The organism is Acidimicrobiales bacterium (assembly GCA_035547835.1).
In the GTDB taxonomy this organism is placed as follows: domain Bacteria; phylum Actinomycetota; class Acidimicrobiia; order Acidimicrobiales; family Iamiaceae; genus DASZTW01.
Window position 1 is genome coordinate 251721 of record DASZTW010000017.1, and the last position, 13993, is coordinate 265713.

The 13993-nt window shown below is 65.7% G+C and carries 11 protein-coding genes; 5 read left to right on the forward strand and 6 right to left on the reverse strand.

Translation table 11 applies throughout. From position 1 onward, the window contains the following. Positions 1 to 213: 213 nt before the first annotated feature. Positions 214 to 1254 carry an ADP-ribosylglycohydrolase family protein gene (locus tag VHA73_13885; protein ID HVX19116.1) on the reverse strand — a complete coding sequence of 347 codons (1041 nt, stop codon included), beginning with the start codon at positions 1252 to 1254 and terminating at the stop codon, positions 214 to 216. 311 nt (positions 1255 to 1565) lie between these two features. On the opposite strand from VHA73_13885, the gene VHA73_13890 reads away from it, so the two are divergent. Beyond that, a complete protein-coding gene (locus VHA73_13890; GenBank protein HVX19117.1) occupies positions 1566 to 2330 on the forward strand; it encodes a nuclease-related domain-containing protein in 765 nt (254 codons plus the stop codon). A 62-nt stretch (positions 2331 to 2392) separates the two neighbouring features. Further along, the gene (locus VHA73_13895) at positions 2393 to 3487 is read left to right on the forward strand and encodes an HNH endonuclease (GenBank protein ID HVX19118.1); all 1095 of its coding nucleotides are present in this window, start codon (positions 2393 to 2395) and stop codon (positions 3485 to 3487) included. A gap of 220 nt (positions 3488 to 3707) precedes the next feature. Here VHA73_13895 and VHA73_13900 read toward each other — a convergent pair whose 3' ends face one another. The 3 genes from VHA73_13900 to VHA73_13910 all read right to left on the reverse strand — a co-directional run bounded on the left by VHA73_13900 (position 3708) and on the right by VHA73_13910 (position 5043). Next, entirely contained in the window at positions 3708 to 3920 is a 213-nt protein-coding gene (locus VHA73_13900) for a hypothetical protein (GenBank protein HVX19119.1), read from the reverse strand. Next, positions 3913 to 4563, reverse strand: coding sequence for a helix-turn-helix domain-containing protein (locus tag VHA73_13905; protein ID HVX19120.1), 651 nt, complete (start codon positions 4561 to 4563; stop codon positions 3913 to 3915). Before VHA73_13905 ends, VHA73_13900 begins: the two co-directional genes overlap by 8 nt. Positions 4564 to 4845: 282 nt before the next feature. Next, positions 4846 to 5043 (reverse strand): hypothetical protein, encoded by a 198-nt coding sequence (locus VHA73_13910; protein ID HVX19121.1) that lies wholly within the window; start codon positions 5041 to 5043, stop codon positions 4846 to 4848. A gap of 372 nt (positions 5044 to 5415) precedes the next feature. Here VHA73_13910 and VHA73_13915 point away from each other — a divergent pair, with 372 nt between their 5' ends. Further along, a complete protein-coding gene (locus VHA73_13915; protein ID HVX19122.1) occupies positions 5416 to 6417 on the forward strand; it encodes an EVE domain-containing protein in 1002 nt (333 codons plus the stop codon). Positions 6418 to 6666: 249 nt separating this feature from the next. Continuing rightward, on the forward strand, positions 6667 to 7338 hold the full coding sequence (locus VHA73_13920) for a hypothetical protein (GenBank protein HVX19123.1): 672 nt from the start codon (positions 6667 to 6669) through the stop codon (positions 7336 to 7338). Here the strand turns inward: VHA73_13920 and VHA73_13925 are convergent. Continuing rightward, positions 7322 to 8554 (reverse strand): hypothetical protein, encoded by a 1233-nt coding sequence (locus VHA73_13925; GenBank protein ID HVX19124.1) that lies wholly within the window; start codon positions 8552 to 8554, stop codon positions 7322 to 7324. The two genes, VHA73_13920 and VHA73_13925, sit on opposite strands and share 17 nt — an antisense overlap. Before the next feature lie 20 nt (positions 8555 to 8574). Next, positions 8575 to 11466 carry an AAA family ATPase gene (locus tag VHA73_13930; protein ID HVX19125.1) on the reverse strand — a complete coding sequence of 964 codons (2892 nt, stop codon included), beginning with the start codon at positions 11464 to 11466 and terminating at the stop codon, positions 8575 to 8577. 1318 nt (positions 11467 to 12784) lie between these two features. On the opposite strand from VHA73_13930, the gene VHA73_13935 reads away from it, so the two are divergent. Continuing rightward, positions 12785 to 13975 carry a toll/interleukin-1 receptor domain-containing protein gene (locus VHA73_13935; protein ID HVX19126.1) on the forward strand — a complete coding sequence of 397 codons (1191 nt, stop codon included), beginning with the start codon at positions 12785 to 12787 and terminating at the stop codon, positions 13973 to 13975. Positions 13976 to 13993: the final 18 nt, after the last annotated feature.

The following is a 13993-nucleotide window of genomic DNA, read 5'->3' on the forward strand; positions in this document are numbered from 1 at the left end:
GGCATCCTACCCTGGCTACCGCACGCCATCCGTAATTTTTGAGCGCATCTATCCGGATATTTCGAGCAACCCTGTCCATACTTTTCGAGCGCTCAAAGCGACCCGTACGACCTGGAGCGGCTGCTGCGCGAGCGTGGCATCGAGCGCGACTTCTGGTCGTGGCCCTGAGCCTGGCGAGCACGGGGCGACGGCGGGCCCGGCGCCACCCTCCACTCACCGCCGATCGTCGAAGCCGCTGGCGAGGTTCTCGGCGATCTCGGTGATGAGGTCGGCGGCTTCGAGGCCGGCGATGAGGTCGGGCGGGATGGCCTGCCCTCCGTGGACGGCGCCGAGCAGGTTGCCGGTGATGGAGCCGGTGGAATCGCTGTCGCCGGAGTGGTTCACCGCAAGCAGAAGCCCGTCGATCAGCGTGTCGGCCGTGAGCGCGCACGCGACGCTGATGGCCAGTGCTTCCTCGCCCGTCCAGCCGCCGCCGAGGCTCTCGAGGTCGGCAGGGGTGGGGCGGCCGCGCGCCGCGAGTGATCGGACGGCTTCGAGCGCGCCGGCGGGCTCTTCGTGGCCGGCCCAGCCCAACAGCTCGGCCATGGCGGCGTCGAGTGCCGTGTCGAGGTCGACGCCGTCGACGAGTTGTGCGACGACGCTGGCGAGCACCCCTGCCGACAGGTAGCCGCTGGGGTGGCCGTGGGTGAGCGCCGCGCAGGCCGCGCCGAGTCGAAATGGGTCGTCGGCACCGACGAGGCCGGCGGGGGCCGCCCGCATCACCCCGCCACACCCTTTCGAGTTGTTGATCGGCTCGTCGATCGAGCCCCGCGGACCACGGAGGAGCGAGCCCAGGCACGTGACGCCGGGAGCGCGGCGGTGGTGCAGCACCGCGTGCTCGACGAGGCCAGCGCGAGGGTCGTGAGGCGCTGGTGAGCGCCACGCGGGCCACGGCTCGTCTTGTGTGGTCAGCCACCGCAGGTAGGCGTGCAGCACCTCGGTTTCCGCGTCGGTGTCGGATCCTCCGGCGGCACCTCCGCGAGCACGGAGCAACCCTTCGGCAGTGAACAGCGTCATCTGTGTGTCATCAGTGATTGCCCCGCCGTTGCGCCCGTACGCCGGCAGGTAGCCCGTCACGCCCTCCGCGCCGTGGTCGGCCTTGATCGCCGACCACGATGCGAACTCGATCGGCGCGCCGAGTGCGTCACCGACCGCACCGGCAAGCAGGGAGCCGAGCACGCGATCGCGCCTGGTGGGAACGGATGGTCGTGTCATGGCGGTGCGGTGGAAGTCATGCGCGCGGTGGGTGCTGGCCGGCTGTCAGGACAGACGGTACGCCGAGCGTGCGGTGATTTCCGCCAGCATGTCCTCATTTGGCACAACGAAGGTCTCGTGCTCCTCTGATTGATGGCGGTTCGGCACCGCCGGACCACGGAGCACCCGCAAACGACGCCCAACCGACGCGCGCGCCACGTCGGGACGTTTGACCCATCGATCCACCGGACGGTGGTGCCGATGTGGACGCGATGGCGGGAAGTCGGGTGATGGCGTTGCGGCGGTCGGAGCGGTGTCGGCGGTGCGGGTACTTGATCCCGGCACAAACCCGCGCCTGGTGGGATGCGGCAGAGAAGTCGGTGACCTGCTTGACGTGTTGGGAGTCGACAGCCGACTCGCGCGTGCGGCCGACGGCAGCGCCGCCCGCACCCACCGCTGGTGCTGGCTCGTCGGCCCAGCGCGAGTACGAGCGGCGACGGCAACGGCGAGAGGACGACGTCCGGGCCAAGCACCCGCACGTCGGTGGGCTGTTGCTGGCGGTCACCGACGAGCCGCAGAGCACCACGGCTTGGCGCCAAGGGGCCGCCGGCGAGCGCAAGCTCGCGGCTGCTCTCGACGAGGTGCCTGGGGTGCGCACGCTGCACGACCGCCGGCGCCCGGGCACCCGAGCCAACATCGACCACATCGCCATCTGCCCGTCGGGCGTGTTCGTGATCGATACCAAGCGCTACACGAAGGGGCAGATCCGTGCCCGCGACGTGGGTGGGTGGTTCAAACGGGACGTGCGCCTGTACGTGGGCTCGCGCGACTGCTCGAAGTTCGTCGGCGCGATGGCCAAGCAGGTTGACGCCGTGCAATCGGCGCTCGGTGACCTCGCACCAAGCGTGCCTGTGGTGCCGGTGCTGTGCTTCGTGGACGGCGACTGGAGCCTGTTCACCAAGCCCTTCACGATCGACGGCGTGTGGATCACCTGGGGCAAAGCGCTTCGCAAGCGCCTCACCCACCCCGGCCAACTCGGGAGCCGCTACATCAATGCCGCCGCGACCGCACTCGAAGAGGGTCTGCCGCCGGCGTGACGGCGCATGCTCGCGGCCGGGTCGGCCGAGACACCGACGAGACTCTCGGGTAGACCGTGGCGGTGGGCGTAGAGATGGACGGGGCGCGGATCGGTGAGCGGCTGCTGGCCGTGATCGACGAGGGTCGAAAGGTCGCCACGTACAAGCTCGCATTGATCTCGGCCTTGATGGACGCTGCAGCCGAACACGTCGACTCGACCGGGCGAGCACCTGACGTGCTGACGACTCGGCAGGTGGCCGAGCACGTCGTTCGCCTCTACCTCCCACAGGTTCGCGTGTTCGTCACGCTCGACGGCCGCGAGCGGGAGCTGCGCCAGATCACCGCGAAAGGCTCGGCGGTGCTCGGCCCGATCCTGGCGTTGCACGTCGCGGCGCAGAACCGTCGCTGCCGCACGTTCCACGAAATCCGCACTCACCTACCTGATGAGCTCGACAACTGCCTCGACAAGGTGGAGGTGGGGTTCGCCAGGTACCCGCTGCTGCGTCTCCAGACGGTGGGTAGGCGGACTGACCCGTTCCTCTACGACGTCGATTGGGACGAGTCGGTGACCCAGTCGCGCCTCCGGCGGCCCGACGGGAACCTCATTCGGTTCCAACCCGGCGCGGCGGACGAGCTGCTGCGCCTCGCTCCCCTGGTGCGGCCACTGGTGGAACTGCACTGGACGCGCATGGTCGCGGAGCTGAGCGGCATTGCCACCGAGGAGGCGAAGCTGCGCGAGCACCTGTTCGGCGCGTCGAGGGTGGCCTTCCCCGCGGCCTTGCGGTCGGGCTTGGCCGATCTGCACCAGGGCAGGTGCTTCTATTGCGGCCGCGCGTTGGGTCGACGCATCGAGGTGGACCATTTCATCCCGTGGTCGCGTTGGCCCAACGATGCCATCGAGAACTTGGTGCCGGCCGACGTCTGCAACAACCACAAGCGCGACTTCCTCCCGGCGCGGCGACACGTGGAGCATTGGGCGGAGCGGCTCGACCGCCGCGGGTCGGACTTGGCCAGCCTTGCGTCGAGCACCTCCTGGGCTGCCGAGCCCGACCGCACGTTGGCGCTCGCCCGTTCGACGTACGCCCACCTGCCGGAACGAACGCCGCTGTGGCTCCTCGGGTCAGAGTTCGCCGACGATGATCCGCGGAGCCTGGCCATGCTGTTGTCATCCGCTTGAAGACCGTCCTCGCCCGGATCAGGTCGTCCCCTGGGGCCCAGCGACCCGGCGCGAGATGTCGACGATGCGGCGACCGCGCTCCACCGCTCTGGCTGCCTCGGACCTGGGGATGTCATCTGGCTCGTACTCGGCGCGGGTCTTCATCGCCAGGAGCCGCCCCAACTCCTTGGCGAGCGCTACGCCGTCAGGGCCGGCCGTGCGCAAGAGCCGGATCGCCTCATCATTGGTCCTGGCCAGCGGCGCGGACGCCGAGGCGAATGCCGGTCACCGCGGCCGCCGCGTTGATGCCGGCGTGGATCGCGAGGCTGGTCGCCGCGATCGGGCGATCGGCATCTCGTTCCGCGGTAGCGGCCGACAGGTACTCCTCCGCCTTGGCCACATACGCCCGGACCTGGGCCGCCGTGACCGACCGGGTACGGGGCTGTTTAGGCACTCCGCCGTCCACGGAGGGTCTCAAGCGGTACGCCGTGCACGATGACACCGTCGCGGAGGACGTTGGCCCAGAGCTCTGCCGGGCGACGCAAACGCCGGGCGAGCTCGCCTTCATCGATCTCGATCACCTGAACGGCGTTGCCTGTGAGGCGCTGGGCCGCGGTGCGCCACCCGTCTGCGGAAGAGGCCCAGGGATCGTCGTCCTCGTCGACGTCGCTCGGACGGACGAGCACGATGTCCACGTCGCTCAGCGCATCCGCTTCACCTCGAGCAAGGGAGCCGAAGACAATCACGCTCACCGGAGTTGGGTCCATCTGGCCAGCGAGGGCGCCGAGCTGCTCGAGCACGCTCTCGCGGGATCGGCTGAGCGAACGAACCAGGCGCCCGGCCACGTGCTCATCGATCAGCGCGAAGAGGGCAGAGGGTGGTGCCTCTCGCCGCGCGACAAGGCCCAGGGCGACGAGCTCTGGGAGCACCCGAGACGCTTGGGCAGGGCTGACCCCCGACAGGCGAGCGATGGTCCGCAGGTTCAGTTCAGCGGTGGTCTCGGCCAACACCGCCAGGATGCGTCCCTGCACGCCAGGGATGACGGCCTCGACCGGTCGCTGGAAGTCCACCGCGACAGGATAGGACACTGGACTCACAGATGAAACGATTGTCTCTTTTCTGAGAGCAACCTCGGCCGCGACCGACCCAGCTCAGGCGACTGGCGCGACCTTCGTCACCGAGTCGATGGGCATGGCGGCCGTGGCCGGCTCATCGACGATCGTTCCGCTCACCTCCTGCGTGAGCAGACAAGCACGTGGCGACGGGTGGGAGGGCCGTACACCTCCTGGACGGTGCCGCGCACGTCCTTCTCGAACGCCCACGGAATGAGGACTTCGTCGCCGTAAGCGGGCTCGTTGTTCGCCATCGTCGTGCGCCTCTCACCACGGTGACGCGATGTCGAGCGCTTTCGCGAGCTCGACCGCCACCACTCGATCCATCGTATCCACCAGCCGGTTGAGCGACCGCCGGTGCGCACGGTAGGAGCCCAGCGTGGGCTTGACCTTGCCGGTCGCCACAGCATTGGCCAAGGTGTTCTCGTCGCCATGCGCGATGGCGTTCCTGAAGTCGACCAGCACGTCCCCAAGTCGGGAACGGGATCCACCAGTGCAGCCGACCGGGCGACCCTCGCTTGTCGTGTGCGTGAAGTGGGCTGGGAGACCACTTCACGCACACAGCTCGGCGGCCGGTAGGCGGGTGGCTGGCGCGGGACGGCCGTGGGTCACGGGGCGGCGCGGTGGTCCGGGCAGTGGCGGAGTTGGCAGCGGGGCTATACGAACAGGTGGTTTCGGCTGCGCCCCGCACGGCCTGAGCAGGAGTTTCGTGGCTGCCGCCGAAGCCGGCAGTAGGCCTGGAAGTCCGGTGATTTCTGCCGGAATGTCCTCATTTGTCGAGGGTTCCTGCCGATGGGAATCGGACGGCACGCGCGAAGCGCGTGAGAGGAGCAGACGATGGGAACGGGCTTGGTGACGCTCGATGGAAGGCCGATCGCGGGCTGGCTCTTGAAGGCCGATCCGGCGATCTACGACCTCGAGGCGATGTTCGACCTCTACGGCGAGATCGACAATTGGTCGGTCCACCCGACGTATCGCATCCATCAGATGGACGCCGGCCAGCGGTGCTTCCTGTACGTAGGCAAAGGAGGCTCGTACGCGCAGGGCGCGATCGTCGCTGCCGGCGAGGTGACCGGCCCCGCATACCTCGACGAGGGTGGCACCGACGGCCTCTGGATCGAGGGCGGCTACGGAGCACGGTGGTTCGTCCCCGTTGCGCTCCACCGACTGGCGACGCCTGTGCGCCGAGGCGACCTGAGCGCGGACCCTCGGCTTTCCAGCCTGGAGCTTCTGCGAGTGCCGCAGATGTCGAACCCCACCGTCATCCGGCCCGACGAGCTCGTGGCGCTCGATGAGTTCGATCTTTCAGTCGTGGTGCCGACCGATGAACAGCGCGCGCGCCTCGAGACACGACGGACCATCGAATTGGACGACGACGAGCTTGTGGACGGGGACTACGACGAACTCGAAGAGCAGAGTCTCACGCTGTACGCAGCTGACCGCGACTGGTGGGTCGAAGGCGTGCGGGCGAAGGACGACCCCGGCCCGCACACGAAGTGGTGGGTGATCGAAACCGAGATCGACGAGCTCGACGGGGACGGCGACACGCTCTCCAGAATCGGCCCGTTCGAGTCCTTTGAGGTAGCTCTCGCTTCTCTCCTCGACCGGGCGCTCCAGTCGGACGGCGAGGGCATGCCCACCGGTGAGGACGAGCCTGATGAAGTCACGCTCTGCGCGAGCTATTCGTGTGCAGACGACTACTCCGACCTTGTTCGCCTCACGAACGACAAGTTCTGTCGCTACGCAGATCTGGAGAACGCCGTGATGGACGGCCTGGACGAGCCAGCCGAGATCTGGGGAGATCTCCGCACCGCGGTTCTCGAGGCTGTCCCTGCTTGACGCTGGCGCCCAGCGCCCCGGAGTGGCCCGCTGAACAACAGCTCGCGCCGTTCGGACCTAGCATCCACACGTCGGTGGCCCGTTGCTGGCGGCAACCGACGGGCGACAGAGCACCACGGCATGCCGCCAAGGCGCCGCAGGCGAGCGCGAGTTCGCTACAGCACCCGACGAGGTGCCCGGCGTGCGCACCCTGCACGATCGGCTGCGCCCAACTACTCAGATTGTGGCCGGCGTTGCCGATGCTGAGCCATGGAACGGGCGGGCGCGGTGCTTCGGCCGCGCAAATTGAGCATGGCCCTCGTCGGAGTTGCGGCATTGGCAGTCGTGACAGTCGGGGTGTGGAAAGTGAACAGCCACACCGGCTCCACGACGGCGCTTCTCAGCGCCCCTCCGCCAGGCAGGGGGTTGGTAACGACAACGACCACAACGACCACAAGCGCACCGACCACCACTGTCGCGCCGACGACCACGATCGCCCCGAGCGCGCAGATCGCGTCCGTACTCGATTTCCAGCCTGTCGGGGTGTACGTCGGACAGTACGAGGGCGACTACTACATGACCGTTGGCTTCCATATACATTCAAAGGCCGGCCAGCGAATCGTGGCCTATCAGGCGAGCATTCGGCTCTCGGCTACCGATTCGCTCGGACGGACGTATGTGATGGCGTTGCTGGACGACTGCACCGACCCACTCGATCCGGGTCAGGTACTCAACGGCAATGTCTCATCACTCGAACAGGCCGCCGACTCTGAACGAACGTGCGCCGCTGAGGAGTGGGATGCGAACCAATTCATCGCCGAGGAGATCGGGCTCTGGCGTGCATTGGAACACGGATCGACGCCGCACTACGACGTCACACTAAACCGTGTGTCATTCGCCAACGGATCCGGCATCGGCACCGCGATCACCGGCACGCCGTAGCCGCTAACGACGATCCAGGGATTGCTCTGGTCAGCGGCCGCACCCAGGTCATGATCCGGTCGGCTAGGTCCTCCACCTGCTCAGCTACCTGCTCCGGTGGTCCGGCGAGGCTGATTGGGTACGTGCGAAGGACCTTGCCAGCGTGTCGGACGGTCACCACGTTCGTCGGTGTCTCGCCATCCGTGTCGCAGTAGATGAGCAGCCCCTCCGGCAAGTTCAACGCCGTCGCATAGGCGAGCAGCTGGAAGAAATCGGAGCTGTAGGCCGCGTCGCCCTTGAGCACCTTGTACTTCAGGTCTGCTACGTACACAGGCTCACCCATTCGATGAAACTCCAGATCTGGGCGCATCGGCACTCTTCCACCCTCACCGAGGTGGCGCATGGTCTGGGCGGCAACGGTGAGCTGCCCGGTCAGCAGCAGGCGCAGTCGTTCCGTCACAAACTGCTCGAACAGCTTGTTCATGTCGAGAAGGAATGACTCTGCGCGTGTTCCCCCGGCGGTGTCGACGAGGGTTGATCGGTCGAGGATCAATCGCGCGAGTCGCAGAGCCGGCATGTAGTGCGCGTTGAGACGCGTCTCGGCTACCTGGTCGAGGTCCTCGGCGCGGACGTGCCGGTCGTCGACGGTGTCGAGGGCAACGAGTTGTCGGCGGAGAACCAGGCGGTCGATGGGCCGGACACGCTCGATGCGCACCGCGCGCCGGATTGCCGCCTTCAAATAGCGATTCTCCAACACATCGGGCGTGAACTCATCGAACTGACAGTCAACGGGAGCCAGCAGACCGCCGCGTGCGAACTGCCTGACGAGGTCAACCCGGCCCCGGAGGGCGACGAGCGGCTCGCGGTGCTCGCGATACGACCGGTAGCACCCGCGGGCGAGCGCGCCCTCCGCAGAGCGCGCGAAGAAGGCCACGACAGCGGGCAAGAGGTCGCCGACGGTCGCGTAGTCCGCGAATTGTCGGCGCCATGCCTTGTCAGGCAAGCCCACCTCGAGCAGGAACAAGAGATTGTCGAGTGCGATCTTCGGACGGATCCGAATCGCAAGCCCGTCGACCGAGACCGACCCAACCATTTGTGTGGCCTTCACCTGCCACATGCCGTCGACTGCATCGGGGCTGACGGCAACAGCGTTGGTGGCTGCGAGTGCACTGGCTTGGTGGCTGCTCATCGCAACCGTCCGTTCCTCGTACTCGCGCATGATGACGACTTCAGCCATCTGCCAAATCCACAGCGGCTCTAGTCACCTGCGTCGGCCATGCCAGGCTCGGCCGCATGCCCCGCCTCGCCGTCTGGTCCGCCCGTCGGAACAGCGGATCCCAACGGTTCGGACTGGTGCGCGCCGGCCTCGAGCGCCGCTGCCTCGGCCTCTTCCGCCTCGTCGAGTGTGTTCGCTCCGGCCGCACCGCGATAACGGCTCACCACCTCCGCGAACCGAAACTGCTCGATCTCCTCGTCGTGACCGTAGAACTGGTCCTCGATCAGCGGCTCGATGTTGGCCTTCCAGATCTTGGCGAGCGAAGCCTGGGTGAGATCCGGCTGCATGAAGTAGCTCGGCCCGAGCTGCGCAGTGGGCCCCAACCTTTTCCGCAGCTCCTCGTTCACGCCCGCCACTAGGCCGCCAACCCACCTCACGCCTTGGTGCTCTTCGAGCCAGCGCTCAAGCAACCCCTCAATCGGCGGGCGATCGGGAAAGAACGGGATGAAGTCGAAACGTCGACGCATGGCAGCGTCAACCAACGCAATTGAGCGGTCTGCCGTGTTCATGGTGGCGATGAAGCACAGGTTGGGCGGGAGAGTGAACTCCTCGTTGGGCCGGTACAGGGTACGCACCGCCTCATTCCGGTATTCGAGGAGATACAGCAGTTCCCCGAGTACCTTGGCTACGTTCGCTCGGTTCAACTCATCGATCACAAGGACGTGGCACCGCTGCGGAGCTTTGCGCGCGGCATCGGCGAGCAGCCGCAGTGGACCGTCGACGAGCTCGTAGGTCATTTGGCCATCCGCCACCTTGGGCCGGTAGCCCTCGAAGAAGTCCTCATATGAGGTGGAGGGGTGAAACTGGACGACGGCGCGCTCACCTTCGCCAGGCGCGAGGGCCGCGGCCAGGCGCTTGGCCACGAACGTCTTGCCCGTGCCCGGAGGGCCGTAGAACACAACCTGCTTTCGACTCTTCGGATTGTTGATCTCGAGCGTTGCTGCGATATCGGCGAGGAACGCCCGATCGAGATAAAGCTCGGACGCGGCGACCGTCAGCGGGTCGAGCGCAGACTCGACGTCCTCGGGCTCGTCGGGCTCGTCGCGGTTGGCGTCCAGCCCGACGAATGCGCAGAAGTCAGACCACTCTTCGTTGCTCCAGCCGCTCGGCGGCTCGCCCGCGTATCTCGTGACCGTCCACACCACGCTCTGGGCATCGAGTCGGTCGCGCAACGGATAGGACCACGAGGCGCTCGCCTCGATCAGCTCGTCGAGGAACTGGCTGATGAAGCCGTACAGGTCGGCAGAGCTTGACGTTGCAGGCTCGGGCTGCCATCCGATCAGCCTCCAGGACTGGCGGAACGGAGTTACCTTCATCGGAGGGTGCTCAGCCCAGCCAAGCGCCATTAGGAGGAAGCTCCCCAGGTTCAGGCGCTTGCCAAGGGTCGCGACGCCGGTCACCCGAGCCAGGAGGTCGAATTCGCGCATGCCTGCTTCCGCGTCCGGCGAGGTCCAGAGCCCTTCGACGGCCGACAGCGCTGCGTCGGGATCGCTCTCTACCCAACTCGTCCAGTCAGCCTTCAGCCGCCAGCTCACGAGGTTCTGAGCGGGGCTATCGAGTTCGCCGGTCACCCGGTCGAGAAGGTCCGCACTGTTACGGCCGAGGTCTCGGCGAAGCGCCGCCAAGCGTTCGCCTGCATCCACCTTGTAGTTGCGCTCCCACTCGTCGAAGTCCGGATGCGCGTGGAAGCGCTCCGCCCACTTCAGATACTCCGACCATCCGTCGCTTCGTTCGGGCTCGTCCGCGTTTTCGGTGTCCAGTTGGACCAGATTGTCGAGCAGGGGCCGCGTTGCCGCGGCCGCCTCGACAACCGCCGCGCGGACGTCGAGGTCAGCAAGCTCAGACCGTGTGAACCAGCGGGCGTAGATGAGCTCGCCAGGCATCCCACCTACAAAGCCGAGGTCGTCGCCGCGTTTGGAACCGCGTGCCCCGATCAGCCGGTACCCGGGGAGCCCGGCCGCTTCGAACGTGCCAACAATCTGTTCCCAGACCTCTCCTTTGAACCAACCTGGTCTCAGCCCAATGGCCACGCCGCTCGCGTTGAGCCAGAGCCTCACGCCGAGTCCGCCATGGCCCTTCACCGCCCAGTTCGCCCAAAGGTCAGAGCGGGGGCGGTCCTCGCTCCAGTGGCGCGAAAGCCGACTCGGCGCGAGGTCTCGCCCGGCTGCCTCCGAGACGGCTTCGGCGATCTCGGCCGCGATGTACGAGCCCACGCTGACCAGCGCGGCGGCGTTTTGTTCGAGTTCGTCGGGCGCAACCGAATCGACCTCGATGCCGAACGAGCACCGGTCCGCTAGAGACTCGTCGAGGAATACGGGTCGGCGCTGTCCCCACCACGACGCGGTGTTCTCAAACCTGATGAAGTCATCGTCCACCTCGCGGATTCGTTCGATTGCCACGAGGTAGCGCTCAATGGGCACAGTCGGAAGCGGCTCTCCAATGAGGTACGCAAGGAACTCGCCGACACTCCGCCAAAGCACCGGCCACGTGCCGTGGTCTTGCAGTGCCCAGAAGTAGGAGAGGAGGAACGGCGAGCGGCCGGGGGCCGGGTGGTGGCCGGACTTCACCGATTCCACGTAGTCCACGAAACCTTGAAGCTTCTCCCGCGCCTCGGGCAGCCCTGACGGCGCGACAAGTGAGGCCGCTAGTAGTTGAGCGAACTCGGGATGCGCGTCAGACGTCTTGGCAAGCTGGTGGACGAACATCTGCCCCGATGCTCCGTCGAAGGCGAGCGTCTCAGGCTTCCTCGCCCAAAGCTGCAGGGCGGAGGTGAACGCTCCTACATCACCGTCTCCCTGCAGTCTCTGAAGGATCTCCAAGGCTTCGTCGGCGCTCGCGACGAAACCGTCATTCGCGGCTCGCCGGTCGGTCACCTCGCCGGGGTCCGCTTCCCAACGCGACGCGTGGGCTTCATACCATCGGCGTCGTAGCGCGAGCTCAGGGGCCTGCGGTTGGTTCCGTCCGGCCCCCATCGGCGTGCCGTCAACTGACTTCCAGTCCAACCATCCGTTCGCTGAACGACCGAGGAGTACCTCGGCGGCCTGGCTCGGAGAGCTGAACGTGGTGTCTCGCGTCATGCGCAGCCGGGATCCGTCAACCACCAAAATCCCGTCTGCTCGGAGCCGGCTCCGCAACTTGCTGCTGCCAACCGGCATCGATGGCACCTCGCTGGCACGGGCGTAGGCGCCCGCTCGAACAGTGAAGTCAGTGCCGCTCCCCGGGTTGCCGGTGCCCTCAGCGTCAGGCCCTCTGAGGTGAAAGGCTCCCTCTGCGCTGCCGGCCACGTCGCCATCTCCCGCCATCGCTGCTCCCCTAGGTAGCCCCATCCCAGTCGAGCACATCTGGCCGCGTTACGTCTGCGGGGTGCAGATCCCGCCGGCTTGCAGGCGACAGCCCCACCGCTCGGCGCGTACCGCCAGCAGGCCACTCAAGCAGCGGGACCCCATGAGACCAACTCCAACCGGGCGTCTCGGCGTTCGACGGGCCTGACCTCTGGAAGACCGACTCCCGTCACGTGGTCGGGTTCGAGGACGTGATCCTCCGTATGTTCAGGCCTCTATTGCGGGCTGGCTGGGGTCAGTGCGGCGCGGTTGGAGGAGTTCCGCCATCGAGCCGTCGGAGTCGGGAAGGTCCACACGACGCTCGAACGGCATTCACTGCGTGATTCAACCGTTCCGGTGAGTGTTCCACCACACCTTTCGACGGTGGGCTCGGGGGGACGCGGTGAAAGCGAGCACGTCGGTCCTCGCATCTCACATCGACGCGACGGCGAGAGGGAACCGCTCGGCGAGTGTCAGCCTCGTCCCAGCGCGCCGCGTTGGCGGCGAGGTCGGTGAGCGTGAAGATCGACCGGAATTCACTAACGACACCCCGCGAAGTGCCGAGACTGCACGCTCATTTCTGAACCAGGCACGTTTCGTAAGCTCCGCGCGATGTCACCGAGGACCGGTATGGTCCGGGCATGGGCGGTCATCTCGCTGACGTGGACAAGAGCGTCCCCTCGGACGCGCTCGGCCGACTGCACCTGCGCGAGGCGATCACGTGGACCCTTGGTCACGATCTTCGGACCATGTCTAGCCGGCTCCAACATCGTTCGGTGGTGGCGTGTCACTTGTTCGCGCCCCGTGGCCGCTGGGCTACCGGTGGACGCTGCTCGACGGCACAGTCCTATCCATTCCAAGGAGGATCAGTGTGAGTGAGTTCGCCGCATTCTGGAGCTATGTTCACGAAGACGACGACGCCGAAGGTGGCAGAATCCGCGCCTTGGCTACCTTTCTGGAGAAACGTGTTCAACTGCTGACCGGTTCGGCCTTCTCAATTTTCATCGATAGCGACTCTCTCGCCTGGGGCGATGAATGGGCGGACAGGATCGACGAGGCACTGGTGAAGACAACATTCTTCGTGCCGGTGGTGACACCTCGATATTTCCAGAGCGCTAGCTGTCGGGAAGAGCTAATAAAGTATTCGACGGCGGCGAAGCGAACAGGGCTGACTGAGCTCATCATGCCTATCCACTATGTAACGGTCTCGGGTATGGATTCTGCAGAACATTCCGGTGACGAGTTGGTCGACCTGATGCGTACATATCAATGGGAAGACTTCCGAGAGGTTGCCCTCGAGGATCCGAACTCCAGCAACTACCGCAAGGCAGTCCAGAACCTCGCGACACAGCTTATTGACCGAGCCAAGACTGCCGACTCGAAGCCGGCAAGTTTGATGGCAAAAGCGAACGAACCGCAAGCACAAGAGGCATTGGCGCGGAATGACGACCTGCCTGTAGACGATGATACCGGCCCTGGGCTAGCAGATGTCTTGGCCGACGGCGAGACTGCCTTGACACAATTTGCAGAAATCTTTACGGAGCTTGGGCCGCTGATAGAGGGGATTGGCAACCGCATTGAGCAAGCGACTGCGGACGTAGAGGCGAATGACAAGAAGGGCAAGGGATTTGCCGGTCGTATACTAGTATTTCGACGTCTTGCATCGGAGCTTGATGAACCCGTAGATAGTGTCGAGACTCTGGCTCACGCTGCCTTAGATCGACTGCTGACAATCAGTCCTATGATGACCCTCTTGATGCAGCTACTGCGATCAGAGCCGACGCAGATTGCCGAAACGATACCCACTTTTGTTGATCCACTCCAGAGCATGGTGGCCTCCGCCGAAGAGGGCCTCGCGTCAGCGGAGCAGATGGCAGAGGAGGTGGGAAGGATCGCCTCGATGTCCAAGGACTTGAGACCACCGGCAAGACGACTAGAACGCTCCCTACGCCAGCTGGTCGACACAAGAACACTCTTCCGCTCATGGTCGCAAGAGGCCGGTGAGCTAAGAGCGCTTGCGGCCGCGCAGAAAGAAGCGATCAGCCCATCGGGTGGAAGCTAGTTGCCTCGGTCAGCAGCC